The organism is Sodalis sp. C49 (assembly GCF_046352915.1).
Taxonomy (GTDB): Bacteria; Pseudomonadota; Gammaproteobacteria; order Enterobacterales; family Enterobacteriaceae; genus Acerihabitans.
This window is the reverse complement of record NZ_CP163303.1, coordinates 1,432,614-1,446,725: the sequence shown is the minus strand read 5'-3', so window position 1 is coordinate 1,446,725 and position 14,112 is coordinate 1,432,614. Positions and strand designations below refer to the sequence as shown.

Here is a 14,112-nt window from a genome sequence, read left to right as displayed (position 1 = left end):
GGCTTAGCTTTTAAGCGCGGCGCAGGCGGCGGCTATACGGCGCCCCGCCTCGGCAACGGTGGCATCATCGGTGGCGATGGAAAGGCGGAAATAAGGTGACAAACCATAAGCGCTGCCGCCAATGCCTGATACGCCGCGCTCCAGCAGGTAATCAAGCACATCCGCCTCGTTTTCCAGCCGGCGGCCGTCCGGTCGCCGTTGTCCCAACAACCCCGCGCAACGGCAAAATACAAAAAAACTGCCTTGGGGCGGCAGCAGTTCCAGTCCATCCACGGCGCTAAGATATTCCACCAGCGTATCCCGGCGCCGCTGATAGCTGGCCACCTGCGGCGGCAGGAAATCCAGGCCGCCTTCAAACGCCGCCAGGGCCGCCGCCTGGCTCACCGAGCTGGCGCCCGAGGAGATCTGCGACTGGGTGACCACCATGGCCTGCGTCAACGTGGCCGGACCGGCGCCGTAGCCGATGCGCCAGCCGGTCATGGCATAGGTTTTCGACACGCCGCCCACCAGCAGCGCGCGGTCGCGCAAATCCGGCGCGACGTTCAGCAGCCCGATATGCCGGCGGCCGTCGAACAGGATATGTTCGTACAGTTCATCCAGCATCACCAGTACCTGGGGATGGCGGCGCAGCACCGCCGCCAGCGCCTCCAGCTCCTGGTGGGTATAGACCGCGCCGCTGGGATTGCCCGGGGTATTCAGCACCAGCCAGCGGGTACGCGGCCCGATGGCCTGTTCCAGCTGCGCCGGCAGCAGCTTGTAGCCCTGCTCCAAAGGGCAGGGCAGGAAACGCGGCTCGCCACCGTTAAAACGCACGCTGTCGGGGAAGGTGGGCCAGTATGGGGTAGGTACCAGCACGTCATCCCCATCATCCAGGGTGGCGGCGAATGCGTTGAAAATGATTTGCTTGGCGCCGTTGGCGATAACCACTTCCGCCAGGGGATAGATCAGCCGGTTTTCCCGCGCCAGCTTGCGCACAACGGCTTCCCGCAGTGCGCGCACCCCGGGGGTGGCGGTGTATTTGGTTTCACCTTTGGCGATGGCCCGGTAAGCCGCCTGCTTGATGGCGTCGGGAGTATCGAAATCCGGTTCGCCGGTTGTCAGGTCAAGGATATCCACCCCGGCGCTTTTTAATTCATTGGTACGTTGCTTGGCGGCGGCGTTGGCGGAGAGGGTCACCCGCTGGACACGGCGCGAAAGTTGGATACTCATTGTGGTTCCTCTGAAAAACGTTCTTTACGGGCGGGGCTCTTGGGCCGCGCTCAGGTCGCCGCCGGTAGCCCCAGGTTCTCGCGCAGAGTGGCGAAAGGGTAGGCGGTACGGAACAATCCGCGGCGCTGAAGTTCCGGGATCACCAGTTCAATAAACAGATCCAGCTGTTCCGGCATGATCGCGGGCATCACGTTAAAGCCGTCCGCCGCGTCCGCCTCCAGCCACTGCTGGAAGTCGTCGGCGATATCCCCGGCGCAGCCCACCACCACCCGGTGTCCACGGGAACCGGCGGCCACCGCCGCCAGCTCGCGCAGGGTCAAGCCATCGCGCGCCGCCAAATCGGTCAACAGCTTGATGCGACTTTGATTTCCCTCGCCGTCCGGCACCGGCGGTACCGGCCCGTCCAGCGGGTAGGCGCGCAGATCCAGACCAAAGCGGGCGGAGAGCTGGTCAAGCCCGTTGTCGATATCCACCAGCGCGTTAAGCTGACGCCAGGTTTCCCGGGCCTCCTCACGGCTGCGGCCGACGATCGGCATCACCCCCGGCAAGATCAGCACTGCTTTGGGATCGCGTCCGGCGGCCGCCACCGCCTGTTTCTGGCTGCGATAAAACGCCCGTCCTTCCTCCAGGGAGGCGCTGGCGGTGAACACCACCTCGGCGGTCTGCGCCGCCAGCGTCTGGCCATCGGCCGAGGACCCGGCTTCAATAATCACCGGCCGCCCCTGGGGGGAGCGGGAAATGTTCAGCGGTCCCTGCACCGAAAAATGTTCGCCGTGATGGTTGATCGGCTGGATCTTGTCGTCGTCGAAATAGCGGCCGCTGGCCCGATCGGCCACCACCGCCCCATCCCGCCAGCCGTTCCACAGCTTAAAGGCTACCTCGAGGAATTCACGCGCACGGGCGTAGCGCGTCGCGTGGTCGGGCATATCTTCCCGGCTGAAGTTGCGCGCCACATCAGTGGAATACGAGGTCACCACGTTCCAGGCGATCCGGCCCCGGCTGATATGATCCAGTGATGAAAATGCGCGGGCCAGCGTAAAGGGATCGCTGAAAGTGGTGGAGGCGGTAGCCGCCAGACCGATATGACGGGTGGAGACCGCCAGGGCGGCCAGCAGCGTCAGCGGCTCCAGCCGCGCCATGGTGGACGGCAGGCGGTGTACGCTGGTGGCCAGCGCGTCACCGACAAAAAACAGGTCAAATTTGGCGTCTTCGGCCTTACGCGCGATGCGCGTCAACCAGGCGATATCCGTGGGCGAACCAAGGTCGCCGGTGGCGCGCCAGCCGCCGACATGATGGCCAAGCGGCTGGACAAACAGTCCCAGCCTCAGTTGACGCGGCGGGGAAAGTTGAGATGACATACACACTCCTGTAAGGTCAGGTTCGGCCGGCGTATCCGCCGGCCGCCCTCGTCAGAACGTCTGGTCGGCGGCGGTGATAACAGCCCGTTCGATGGCCGCGGGCGCAAGCGAAAAGGGCAACAACGCCGCGCTGGCGGACGGAAACTTAAAACTGGCGGCAATATAGCGCGCCGCTTCGGTAAGACGATCGCCCAGGGGGATAAGATGCAGCGGCGCGTCATAGCGGCGCAGTTGTGTCAGCAGTTCGGCATCCGGCCCGTCGTTGCCCCGCGCCAGCAAGGATTGCACCAGCAGGCCGAACCCGACTTTTTCGCCGTGCAACCATCCGTGCAGTTCCGGCAGATGGGTCATCCGGTTGTGAATGGCATGAGCAACTCCCGGCGACGGGCTGTCGTCGCGCATGCTGTTGGCCAGGCCTGCCCCGGCGATATTGGCGTCGATCACTTTTTGCAGCGCGGGCGTTACCTGTTGGCGGGCGTTGGCCGCCAACGCCTGCTCGCCCCAGGTGTTAAAGATATCGCGCGCAAAGGCCGCCGCGTGGATTTTAAAATTGAGCGCCAGGCTGTCACCGTTTTTCGCCTGGTAGGGCTGGAATTCATACCATTTGGCCAACGCGTCGACAATGCCGGCTTTGAGGTAACGCACATCGCTGCGCGCGATGATTTCGCTGTCCACCAGCACCAGCGCCGGCATGCGTTTAAGTGCCAGGGTTCCTTCATGGCCGCCGCGTTCGTTATACATAATACTGATCGGGGACCAGGCCGCGCAGGTCGCGGCGATGGTGGGCATGGTGGCGACATTGCCGCCCTCCAGGCCGTCCGCCACCGCTTTCGCGCAGTCCAGCACGCGTCCGCCGCCGATGCCAATCACAAACGGCGCCGGCTGCCCGGCCAGCCGCGCCTGATGTTCAGCCACAGCAGCCCGGGTACATTCGCCTTGCAGATAACTCACGTCATAACCGATGCCGCTGGCCTCAAGACTGGCGGCGACCTGCGACGCCACCGCCTGCCAGGCGCGCGGGCTGGTAATGATGGCGACCCGGTCGGCAAAGGGCGCGATAAGGCCGCCCACACCGGCGCACAGTCCCGGTCGGGAGTAATAGGTTTGGGGCGATTTAATTGCGAGCACGGTATTACCTTAGTCGATTTCTTAGGAGTGCTTACCATAAGTCAGCAAGAAATAATAAAATCTCCTCACTCATTTGTAACCTTATTAGAAGATATAACTTATAGCGGGTGAATATAAAAGCGCCCGGCGCGACATGGTATATTCCCGGCCATTCTTCATACAGGACAATGAAAATGGCTTTTAATACGCGATGGGCCGCGCTGGCGCTGGTTATGGGCGTGGTTACTATGCTGATAGGCTGCGATAATTCGGGTTCGGCGGGGCAGGATAAGGTGATCCGCATCGGCGCCACGGGACAAAGTTTCCCCAGTTCCTATAAAGAAAACGATAAACTGGTGGGCTACGATGTGGAAGTGGCGGAAACCATCGCGCACGACCTGGGCTATAAAGTCGTCTGGACCACGGCCGATTTCAGCGGCCTGCTGGGACAATTGGAAGCAGGCAAGCTGGATAGCATCGCCAATAATTTCGTGGTAACGGCCAAACGCCAGGAAAAATATAATTTTTCCACTTCCTACCTGACCTACTCGTCGCAGATCGTCACCAGCACGCAGAATAAAGATATCAACTCGCTGGACGACCTGAAGGGCAAGACGGTGGCCGGGGTGCTGGGGTCGAATCATATTACCAACCTGCGCGCGGCGTTCCCGGACAATAGCATTGTAATACGTACTTATGAAACCCGCGACGGCGCCATGAGCGATACGCTGAATAACCGGGTGCAGGGCTATGTTAACTCCAAGCCGGTGCTGCTGGCAGAAATCAACAAGCATCAGCTGCCGCTGAAGCTAGTGGGCCCGGCGCTGACGGACGAAGGCGTCAGCTTCCCGTTTGCCAAAACGCCGCAAGGCGATCGGCTGCTGGGCCTGTATAACCAAGAACTGGATAAAATGCGCCAGGACGGCCGGTTGAAGGCGCTGTCGGAAAAGTATTTCGGCGACGATTTGAGCCAGGTGAAATAACGCCACATTCCTTAGGATTATATCCCAGGCTAATGCGCCACCGGCTCCCCGGCCGGTGTTGCTATATCCCGTTGGGATTAGGATATATATTTCTGTTATAAGGCGCATTATTCTTCCGTGCTATAGTCCCACACTTAAAAAATTATTTAATCCGAGAAGTGTATGGCGTCCCATTTGATTGACTTTGTCCTGATTGGTAATAACTTTGGCACCCCGGAAATGCGCGAGGTGTGGTCGGAAAACAGCCGCCTGGCCCGGCAAATCGAGGTAGAAGTCGCCCTCGCCCTGGCGGAAGGCGAGCTGGGTGTGATCCCCGAGGCCGCGGCCCAAGCCATCGCCCGGCGCGCCGATGCCAGCCAGCTCAATCTTGACGACATTGCCCAATCCGCCGCCGAGATGAAACATTCCCTGATGCCGACCCTCGCCGCCCTGCAAAAACAGTGCGGCGACGCCGGTGAATATATTCATTATGGCGCCACCACCCAGGATATCGTCGATACCGCCACCGTGCTGCAACTGCGCCAGGCGTTTGGCATCATCGAACGCGATGCGACGTTGCTGGCGGTGGAACTCAGGCGCCTGGCAAAAAAATACCAGCACACCCCCATGACCGGCCGTACCCACGGCATGCAGGCGTTGCCAACAACGTTTGGCTTTAAGGTCGCGGTATGGCTGGATGAGTTTGTCCGCCACCTGACGCGCCTGCAGGAAATCAAAGCGCGCGCGCTGACCGGTAATATCAGCGGCGCGATCTGTACCTACGCCTCTTTCGGCCCGCAGGGTCCGGCGATTGAGCGGCTCACGCTCGACAAGCTGGGGCTGAACACCCCCAATATCGGCTGGCAGGCGGCGCGCGACCGTTTTTCCGAGTTTGCCTCGGTGGCGGTGCTGATCAGCGGAACGCTGGGTAAGATAGGCAATGAGTTCTATAACCTGATGCGTTCCGAGATCAATGAAATCGAAGAGGCGTTCTCCGCCGGTAAAATCGGTTCCACCACCATGCCGCATAAACGCAACCCGGCGGCGCTGGAAGGTCTCGCCAGCCTGACGGCGCCGGTGCTGAAAAGCGCCGCCCTGATCTATGAATCGATGCATGTGGAACATGAGCGTGACGCCATGAGCTGGCGCGCGGAATGGATCGCCCTGCCGGAAATCTGCATTTACCTGTCCGCCCAGTTGCAGAACGCGCTGGGCATCCTACGCGGCATTACCGTCAATGAAGCGCAAATGCTGGCTAACCTGCATCTGCAGGGCGGGCTGCTGCTGTCGGAAAAGGTGATGTTTGAACTCGGCAAGACGCTCGGCAAACAAACCGCCCATCACCTGGTTTATGAATGCTCGATGCAGGCCTATGAACAAAAACGCCCGTTTAAAGAGGTGCTGCTGGCGCACCCGACGCTGCGCGCCACGGTGACGGAAAACCAACTGGACCATTGGCTCGACCCGACTAATTATCTCGGCAGCGCGCCGGAGAAGGTCGACGAGGTGATCCTGGCCGCCAACGCGTCCGGCCTGCTGCCGGCTGCGGACCTGGAGGCCAGATGAGCGCGGGGTATCGCCAACTCACGGTGGCGGACGCGGAGCCATTTCTGGCGCTGATGCACGCCGCCTATGCGCCTATCCGCGAGTTGGGCATCCACTTCGACGCCGCCACGGCGGATCTGGCGCGGGTCAGCCGTCATCTGGATGAGCATGGCGTCTACGGCATGTTTCTCGACGGTAAGCTGGTGGCCTCGGCGACGCTGCGCTATCCGTGGGGACCTTTGCCCGGTCCGTTCGGCCTGCCGCATATCGGCTGGTTCGGCGCCGATCCGGATTATCGCGGCCAGCGCCTGGGCAGCCAGATGCTGCAATGGCTGGAGCAGGCTATACTGTTGGGCCAGCTCAGGGCGCCGGCGGTCTCGCTGGGCACGGCCGAGAGTCACCCCTGGCTGGCCGAGATGTATCAGGCGCGCGGTTTCAAACCGATGCACAAGACGGATTTAGGCAAAGGTCATATCACCCTTTATATGAAAAAAATACTTGATGAAACACGCCATGCGATATGGCTGCAACGCACAGCGGCACAAGAGGCGGTAAAATGAAAACAGGTTCTATGGTATTAACCGCGCTGCTGGCCGCCACCCTGCTGTCAGGCTGTGACAAGCCGGGCGATGGCGGGAGTTCCGACGCCAAAGCCATCCGCGTCGGCGCCACCGGGCTGAGTTTCCCCACCGCCTATAAAAAAGACGGTAAGCTGGTGGGCTTTGATGTGGAGTTAACCGAACAAATCGCCAAAGACCTCCATTATCGCGTCGAATGGGTCAACGCTGATTTCAGCGGTCTGATGGGGCAACTGGAAGGCGGCAAGCTTGATACGGTGGCTAACGCCGTCGCCATCACGCCGGCGCGCCGGGAGAAATATGATTTCTCCGGTCCGTACAGTTATTACGGCAGCCAACTGGTCACCAGCAGTACCAACACCAATATCAATACCCTCGACGATCTGAAAGGCAAAACCGTGGCCGGGGTGTTGGGTTCCAACCACGTGGCCAACCTCAAGAAGGCGTTCGGGGACAATACCATCACCATCCGCACGTATGAAAATCGCGACGGGGCCATGACCGACACCATGAATAAGCGCGTCGACGCCTATGTCAATGCGCGGCCGATACTGCTGGCGGAGATCAAGGCAAAGAGCCTGCCGCTGAAACTGGTCGGCGCGCCGCTGGTGGTCGAGCCGGTGGGGTATCCGTTCCATAAGGATGATAGCGGCCGGGCGCTTAAATCGGCGTTTGATCGGCAAATTGACGCCATGCGCGCGGATGGTCGTCTCAAGACGCTGTCAATTAAGTATTTTGGCGAGGATATCACCACTCCTCCAGCCGGCGCGGCTCACTAGGCCGGTTCTCGTTTTCACGCCCGCCAAGGTATCAGACGGCGGGCGTTATCTGAGTGCTTCTGCATGAATATCGATATCAGCTATTTGCTTAAAGTCTTCCCGCTCATCATCAGCTATTTGCCGATGACGATGTTTCTGGCGGTGGTATCCATGATCATCGCCATGGTTGTCGGCCTGATGCTGTCGCTGTTGCGCACCAGTAAAATCTGGCTGCTCAGTAAAGCGGTCGAGCTGTATATTTCCCTGTTTCGCGGCATGCCGGCGCTGGTGCAGCTGTTTATAATCTACTTTGGCTTACCGCAGCTTATTCCCTCGCTGACCGGTCTGACGGCCACTGCGGCGGCCATCATCGGCTTTAGCCTCAAGACGTCGGCGTATATGGCGGAAATCTATCGCGCGGGGCTGGCCTCTGTAGATCCGACCCAAACCGAGGCCGGGCTGTCGATTGGCATGCGCAAGGGGCAAATTTATCGTCGCATCGTGCTGCCGCAGGCGATGCTCAATGCGCTGCCGGCCACCGGCAACACTTTTATCTCGCTGATCAAAGAAACGTCGGTGGCGTTTGCCCTGGGCGTGTCCGAACTGTTTGCGGAAGGCAAAATGATCGCGGCCGAGTCCCTGCGCTATTTTGAAACCTTCCTGGTGGTGGGTCTGGTGTACTGGCTGGTAATCATCTGCTACGCTCGTCTGCAGGCCCTGCTTGAGAAAAAACTTAGCCACTCGCTGCAACGCTAGGATGACATTATGATCACAGCCAAAAATCTCTATAAACGTTTTGGTGACCAGGTAGTGTTGGACAATATCAGCATCGACATCGCCGCCGGCGAAGTGGTTGCCATTATCGGACCTTCGGGCTCGGGGAAATCAACGCTGCTGCGCTGCCTGAACCTGCTGGAAAAACCCGAATCCGGCATCATCCAGATTGACGACGTCACTCTTGATACCGAGCATTATACCACCCGGGAAGAGTACGCCCTGCGCAGCCAGACGGCGATGGTGTTCCAGAACTACAGCCTGTTTAAAAACAAAACCGCGCTGGAAAATATCACCGAAGGCCTGTTGGTGGTGAAAAAGCTGCCCCGCAGGCAGGCGGTGGAAATGGGCATGTCGCTGCTGGAGCAGGTCGGCCTGGCGGATCAGGCGCATCAGTATCCGGTGACCCTGTCCGGCGGCCAGCAACAGCGGGTCAGCATCGCGCGGGCGCTGGCGGTCAACCCGAAAGCGATTTTGTTTGACGAACCCACCTCGGCGCTGGATCCTGAACGGGTGCATGAGGTCTTGCAGGTGATTCAGACGCTCGCCAAGCGCAAGACCACCATGGTGATTGTCACCCATGAAATGCAGTTTGCCAAAGAGGTGGCCGACCGGGTGATCTTTATGGCGGACGGACACATTATTGAACAGGGGCCGGCGGAACAGATCATCAATTTTTCCGACAATCCGCAGACCCGGCGCTTCCTGAGGCAGTTGATCAATATCGAAACCCCCAGCGAGTTTTCTATTTAGGTGATTTACCGGCGCAGCGCCCGCATCCCCCCGGCGGTATGCTGGCAGGCCGTGTCCGGCCAGCGCCCGCCAGGCTGTGGGCCAATACGCTTTTTGACTGATGGAGTAACCCAATGACCATCCCTCCCGAGTATCAGGACCTGGCGCAACAGATCCAGGACTTTCGCCACCACCTGCACCGGCATCCCGAACTGTCCAACCAGGAATTTGAAACCACCGCGAAAATCCGCGCCGCGCTCGAGCGTGAGGGCATCCGCATTCTCGACTTGCCGTTAAAAACCGGCCTGGTGGCGGAAATCGGCGGTCTGCAGCCCGGCCCGCTGGTAGTACTGCGCGCCGATATCGACGCGTTGCCAATCAACGAGGAATCCGGCGTCGAGTACACCTCCGAAAACCCCGGCGTGATGCATGCCTGCGGCCATGATTTTCATAGTTCGGCCGCACTCGGCGCCGCCATCCTGCTCAAGCGCCGGGAGGAGGGATTACAGGGCAGGGTGCGCGTGCTGTTCCAGGCGGCGGAAGAAACCGGCCTGGGTGCGCCGGATCTGATTGCCACCGGCGCGCTGGACGACGCCGCGGTCATTTTCGGCATCCATAACGATCCCACCCTGCCGGTGGGCGTGGTGGGCGGCAAGGACGGCGCGCTGACGGCGGGCGTGGACAGGTTCGAGATCAAGATCGCCGCCAAAGGCTCCCATGCCGCCAAGCCGCACGAGGGCAACGATCCCATTATTATCCTCGGCCAGCTGATTGGCGCGGTGCAAACCCTGATCAGCCGCAACGTGCCGTCCAACAACAATGCCGTGGTATCCATCACCCAGGTCCACAGCGGCAGCACATGGAATGTGATCCCGGATACCGCCTATATCGAGGGCACGGTGCGGACCTTCAGCCAGGACGTGCGCGATCTTATCGAGCAGCGCTTCCGCCAGCTGGTGCAAGGCATCGCCGAGGCCTATGGGGCGCAGCTGGAATTTTTATGGCACGCCGGGCCGCCGTCGGTCGTGAATACGCCGGAATGGGTGGCTTTTGCCCTGGAACAGGCCACCGAGACCGGCTTTGAGGCAAGGCGCGTCGACGCCAGCCCCATCGGCGAGGATTTCGCCTTTTACCAGCAGAAACTGCCCGGCACCTTCATGATGGTCGGATCCGGCGGCCCCCATGCGCTGCACCACCCGAAATTTCGCGTGGACGATCGCGCTTTATTCCCCACCGCCCGTTATCTTGCGCGCCTGGCCGGCGAAGCGCTGAAGTCGCTGGCGTAGCATGAGCGAAACGCTCACCCGGCGGCTGGCGACGCTTATCGTCGACACCCGGCCAGACGAAACGGCGCGGGGAAAATCCCGGGCCGGAGTGCTGGACTATCTGGCGGTGACCCTCCCGGTGCTGCTTGGACGCGTGGCTGACAGCGGCCTGGTTTGCCTGCGCCGGGTCTATGACGGCCGGGATGCGCGCACGCGGGCGCTGCTGCTGGGTTATGCCGGCCATGCGCTGGACTATGATGATTTTCACCCCGACTTTCGTGGCCATCCCAGCACCGTGATCCTGCCGGCGCTGTTCGCCCTGGCCGCAGAGCATCCGACGGTCGGCGCCGCGAGGTTTCTCGACGCCTATGCCGTCGGGGTGGAAGCGGCGGGGCGGCTGGGATTGGCCGCCGGCCGCCGGCATTACGCCATGGGTTTTCACAGCACCGGCACCCTGGGCACGCTGGCGGCAACGGCGGCGGCGGCGCGGCTGGTGAAGGCCGACGCCGGTGCGACGGCGGTGATGCTGGGCATTGCCGCCACTCAAGCCAGCGGGCTGCGCGCGCAGACCGGTTCCGCAGCGAAACCCTTGCATGCCGGACTGGCGGCGCAGGCCGCGGTGGCCGCTTGCCAGCTCGCGTTGGCGGGGTTTTCCGGACAGCCTGACGGGATTATCGAGGATTTTCTGGCGGCCAGCTGTGGCGGCCGACAGGATCCGGACCTGTTGACCGACCGTTGGGGCGAACCTTGGCGCATTGTCACTCCCGGGCTGGAATTCAAGCCGTATGCCGCCTGCAGCGGTACCCACAGCGCCGCCGATGCGGCGCGCCGGTTACGCCGGCAGTGGCTGGACAGCGGCCATACCCTCGACGCGCTGCTGGATAGGCTTGATCATATCGAGGTGGCGTTTCCGCCGGGCGGCGATCTCGCGCCCTCGGTGCGCCGGCCCCGTAACGGTATGGAAGCGCGCTTTAGCCTGGAATACGTTATCGCCGCCGGCCTGTTGCTTGATGATCTTACCCTTGCGGAATTTGCCGAAGGGCCGGTGAATCCGGCGATTTCGGCGCTGGCGCAGCGGGTCAGCCGCTGTCCCGACCCACTGGCGCCTCCCGATGAGCTGGACCCCTCCGCCCGTTTCCATCAGGTGACGCTATTTTTCCATCACGATGCGCCGCTGCGTTGTAAGGTGACGCGCCGGGAGAGCCTGTCCCATCCAGTGGACCTGTCGCATAAGCTGCGGCGCTGCCTGGCGGGTGAAACGGACGCGACGATCGACGCCATCGAAAGCCTGAGCCGCCTGGATTCACCCTCGGCGCTGTCCCGGCTGGGGACGTTACTCCTGTCGGCGCTTCATCAGCCCCGCCGATAGACGCTCTTTACGCTTGACTCATCCCGCCGGCCTCCGCGTTTCACTTGCGCGCCGCAGCCGTTCCCTGCCCGCCGCGCCCCGGCACGCTTAATGATGTCCGTGCCGCAATCGATGCTTACCCACCGCTGCTTTCCGGCCGACGTGACACCGCGACCGGCGGCTCAAAGACCCTGACTTCCGGCGCCTCGCCCGCAAAACGGCCGACGCGCACCACGGTAATCTGACCGGCGCAGCCCTGGCTGAGCGAAGAGGTGCCGATGTCCAGCGTCAGCACATTGGGATTGCCATGGCGGCAGACGGGTCTCTCCGCCAACGGATCCACCGGATCGTACCAGGCGCCGGTCGGCAACTGTACCACCCCCGGCATAATACGCGCGCTCACCTCGGCGCTAGCCAGCACCGTGCCGCGGCCGTTGACCAGCTCAACCACGTCGCCGGTGGTTATGCCGAGGCGCCGCGCGTCGTCGGGATTCAGGCAACATATCTCGCGCCCGCCGCGTTTGCGGCTGACGCTGTACTGTCCGAAATCAAGCTGGCTGTGCAGACGCGATTCGGGCTGGTTGGCAATCAGATAAAAAGGATGCTGTTCGTCGGGCCGTTGTTGCGGCTCAAGCCACACCGGATGTCCCGGACAGTCCGCATAACCAAAGCCGGCGATGGTCTGGGAGAAAATCTCGATTTTGCCGCTCGGGGTCGGCAGCGGATTGCGCTCCGGATCCTGGCGAAATGCCCGCAGCAGCCGGCCTCCATCCCGATCCTGCGGCAGTTCCAGGATGCCCTGCTGCCAGAAGGTGGCAAAATCAGGCACGCAGATGTCACGTTCACGCAGACGTTCACGCATCTGCTGATAGAGATGCGCCAGCCATTCTCGGGCGCTGCGTCCCTCGGTAAACGCCGCTTCCCGGCCGAGCCGCCGAGCCAGTTCGGTAAAAATGGCGTAATCATCCTTCGCTTCGCCGTAAGGCGTGGCCGCCTGCTGCATGGCAACCAGATACCGGTCCGTCGGTGCGCCGCCGATGTCTTCCCGTTCCAGCGTCATGGTGGCGGGCAGCACGATGTCGGCATGACGCGCCGTTGCCGTCCAGGCGGTCTCATGCACGATCAGCGTATCAAGCCGGCAAAACGCCCGGCGCAGGCGCGCCAAGTCCTGATGGTGATGGAACGGATTGCCGCCCGCCCAGTAGGCCAGCCGGATGGACGGATAGGTAAGATGGCGCCCGTTGTAAACGAACTTCTCACCGGGATGCAGCAGCATATCGGCCACGCGCGCCACCGGGATAAACCGGTCGATACCGTTTTTACCCTGCGGCAGCGCCGGGAATGCCACCTGGTTGTGGTGCTTGCCGTAATGGCCCAGCGCGCCCAGCGCATAAGCGTAGCCCCCGCCCGGCAGTCCCGGCTGCCCCAACGCCGCCGCCAGCACGAGCCCGAGCCATACCGGCTGCTCGCCGTGCTCCGCCCGCTGCAGCGAGTGCGCCACGGTCACCATCACCCTGCGTCCATGTAACTGGGCCGCCAGCGCGTCGATACGCGCTGCGGGGATGCCGCAGATGGGCGCCGCCCAGGCGGCATCGCGGACCTGTCCGTCCACGTCGCCGCGGATATAGGCCACCAGCTTTTCCCAACCGACGCAGTAACGTGCCAGGAACGCCGCATCAATCCACTGGCGGTTTGCCAATATGTGCAGCAGCGCGAGGATCAGCGCCGCGTCGGTGCCGGGACGTATCGGCAGCCACTCACCCCGGGCCTCGGCGGGCAGATCGCTTTCCAGCGGGCTGACCGAGATAAAAGTTGCGCCGCGCCGCGCCGCCTGGTCTATAAAACCGCGCTCAGTGTGTTCGCTCATCCCGCCGCTGGCCACCTGGGAGTTTTTTAACGCCAGGCCGCCGAAGGAGATCATGACCTCGGTGTGCTGCGCGATTTCCTGCCAACTGACGCCGCGGCGGGCGATTTCGTTGATATCGCCGATGATATGCGGCAGCAGGACAGACGACGCGCCGGAGCTATAGCTGTTGACCGAGCGGACGTAACCGCCGAGCGTGGTATTAAGGAAACGATGCACCTGGCTTTGGGCGTGATGAAAGCGTCCGGCGCTGGACCAGCCGTAGGAACCGCCAAATATCGCCTCCGGTCCGGATACACCCGCTACCCGTTGCAACTCGGCGGCCACCCGCTCATAGGCCTCCGGCCAGCTCAGGGCGACATACTCGTCCGCGCCCCGGCGGTTATCGGGGCCCGGGCCCTGTTCCAGCCAACCGCGCCGCACCATTGGACCCGCGATACGCGCCTGATGGCTGAGGGCGTTGGCCATGTTCTGCAGCAGCGGGCTGGGATCGGGATCGCCGCTGAACGGGGTAATGACCAGCCGGTCATCCTGCCAGCGGGCGGTGAAAGCCCCCCAATGGGAGCTGTGGGTTTTGTGATGGGTCGAGGTCATCATGGGTATCCAGGTGAA

Annotated in this window: 12 protein-coding genes; 8 read left to right on the top strand and 4 right to left on the bottom strand. The window is 61.9% G+C overall.

Annotation, left to right across the window (positions count from 1 at the left end):
- Nucleotides 1-3: 3 nt before the first annotated feature.
- The 3 genes from ABUK12_RS06475 to ABUK12_RS06465 are packed head-to-tail and all read right to left on the bottom strand — an operon-like array spanning nt 4 to nt 3,695.
- Nucleotides 4-1,209 (bottom strand): aminotransferase class I/II-fold pyridoxal phosphate-dependent enzyme, encoded by a 1,206-nt coding sequence (locus tag ABUK12_RS06475; RefSeq protein WP_410015499.1) that lies wholly within the window; start codon nt 1,207-1,209, stop codon nt 4-6.
- Nucleotides 1,210-1,259: 50 nt separating this feature from the next.
- Entirely contained in the window at nt 1,260-2,567 is a 1,308-nt protein-coding gene (locus tag ABUK12_RS06470) for an LLM class flavin-dependent oxidoreductase (RefSeq protein ID WP_410015498.1), read from the bottom strand.
- Nucleotides 2,568-2,618: 51 nt separating this feature from the next.
- Nucleotides 2,619-3,695, bottom strand: coding sequence for an iron-containing alcohol dehydrogenase family protein (locus ABUK12_RS06465; RefSeq protein WP_410015497.1), 1,077 nt, complete (start codon nt 3,693-3,695; stop codon nt 2,619-2,621).
- A 167-nt stretch (nt 3,696-3,862) separates the two neighbouring features.
- Here ABUK12_RS06465 and ABUK12_RS06460 point away from each other — a divergent pair, with 167 nt between their 5' ends.
- The 8 genes from ABUK12_RS06460 to ABUK12_RS06425 all read left to right on the top strand — a co-directional run bounded on the left by ABUK12_RS06460 (nt 3,863) and on the right by ABUK12_RS06425 (nt 11,657).
- Nucleotides 3,863-4,657, top strand: coding sequence for an amino acid ABC transporter substrate-binding protein (locus ABUK12_RS06460; RefSeq protein WP_410015496.1), 795 nt, complete (start codon nt 3,863-3,865; stop codon nt 4,655-4,657).
- Nucleotides 4,658-4,819: 162 nt separating this feature from the next.
- Entirely contained in the window at nt 4,820-6,202 is a 1,383-nt protein-coding gene (purB, locus tag ABUK12_RS06455; RefSeq protein WP_410015495.1) for an adenylosuccinate lyase, read from the top strand.
- The gene (locus ABUK12_RS06450; RefSeq protein ID WP_410015494.1) at nt 6,199-6,741 is read left to right on the top strand and encodes a GNAT family N-acetyltransferase; all 543 of its coding nucleotides are present in this window, start codon (nt 6,199-6,201) and stop codon (nt 6,739-6,741) included. The genes purB and ABUK12_RS06450 overlap by 4 nt, the downstream gene beginning before the upstream one ends.
- Entirely contained in the window at nt 6,738-7,538 is an 801-nt protein-coding gene (locus ABUK12_RS06445; RefSeq protein ID WP_410015493.1) for an amino acid ABC transporter substrate-binding protein, read from the top strand. The genes ABUK12_RS06450 and ABUK12_RS06445 overlap by 4 nt, the downstream gene beginning before the upstream one ends.
- Nucleotides 7,539-7,601: 63 nt before the next feature.
- Entirely contained in the window at nt 7,602-8,273 is a 672-nt protein-coding gene (locus ABUK12_RS06440) for an amino acid ABC transporter permease (RefSeq protein WP_162364154.1), read from the top strand.
- A gap of 9 nt (nt 8,274-8,282) precedes the next feature.
- The gene (locus ABUK12_RS06435) at nt 8,283-9,044 is read left to right on the top strand and encodes an amino acid ABC transporter ATP-binding protein (RefSeq protein WP_410015492.1); all 762 of its coding nucleotides are present in this window, start codon (nt 8,283-8,285) and stop codon (nt 9,042-9,044) included.
- Between the two features lie 113 nt (nt 9,045-9,157).
- Nucleotides 9,158-10,309 (top strand): amidohydrolase, encoded by a 1,152-nt coding sequence (locus ABUK12_RS06430; RefSeq protein WP_410015491.1) that lies wholly within the window; start codon nt 9,158-9,160, stop codon nt 10,307-10,309.
- Between the two features lies 1 nt (nt 10,310).
- Nucleotides 10,311-11,657: an MmgE/PrpD family protein gene (locus tag ABUK12_RS06425; protein ID WP_410015490.1), complete on the top strand. Its 1,347-nt coding sequence runs from the start codon at nt 10,311-10,313 to the stop codon at nt 11,655-11,657.
- A gap of 115 nt (nt 11,658-11,772) precedes the next feature.
- Here ABUK12_RS06425 and ABUK12_RS06420 read toward each other — a convergent pair whose 3' ends face one another.
- Complete coding sequence (locus ABUK12_RS06420) at nt 11,773-14,097, bottom strand: molybdopterin-dependent oxidoreductase (protein WP_410015489.1); 2,325 nt, start codon at nt 14,095-14,097, stop codon at nt 11,773-11,775.
- Nucleotides 14,098-14,112 lie beyond the last annotated feature (15 nt).

Coding starts and splice junctions, on each gene's coding strand:
- ABUK12_RS06470 (WP_410015498.1), bottom strand. CDS start 2,567: ATGTCATCTCAACTTTCCCCGCCGCGTCAACTGAGGCTGGGACTGTTT.
- ABUK12_RS06425 (WP_410015490.1), top strand. CDS start 10,311: ATGAGCGAAACGCTCACCCGGCGGCTGGCGACGCTTATCGTCGACACC.
- ABUK12_RS06460 (WP_410015496.1), top strand. CDS start 3,863: ATGAAAATGGCTTTTAATACGCGATGGGCCGCGCTGGCGCTGGTTATG.
- ABUK12_RS06420 (WP_410015489.1), bottom strand. CDS start 14,097: ATGATGACCTCGACCCATCACAAAACCCACAGCTCCCATTGGGGGGCT.
- ABUK12_RS06450 (WP_410015494.1), top strand. CDS start 6,199: ATGAGCGCGGGGTATCGCCAACTCACGGTGGCGGACGCGGAGCCATTT.
- ABUK12_RS06475 (WP_410015499.1), bottom strand. CDS start 1,209: ATGAGTATCCAACTTTCGCGCCGTGTCCAGCGGGTGACCCTCTCCGCC.
- ABUK12_RS06430 (WP_410015491.1), top strand. CDS start 9,158: ATGACCATCCCTCCCGAGTATCAGGACCTGGCGCAACAGATCCAGGAC.
- ABUK12_RS06440 (WP_162364154.1), top strand. CDS start 7,602: ATGAATATCGATATCAGCTATTTGCTTAAAGTCTTCCCGCTCATCATC.
- ABUK12_RS06445 (WP_410015493.1), top strand. CDS start 6,738: ATGAAAACAGGTTCTATGGTATTAACCGCGCTGCTGGCCGCCACCCTG.
- purB (WP_410015495.1), top strand. CDS start 4,820: ATGGCGTCCCATTTGATTGACTTTGTCCTGATTGGTAATAACTTTGGC.
- ABUK12_RS06435 (WP_410015492.1), top strand. CDS start 8,283: ATGATCACAGCCAAAAATCTCTATAAACGTTTTGGTGACCAGGTAGTG.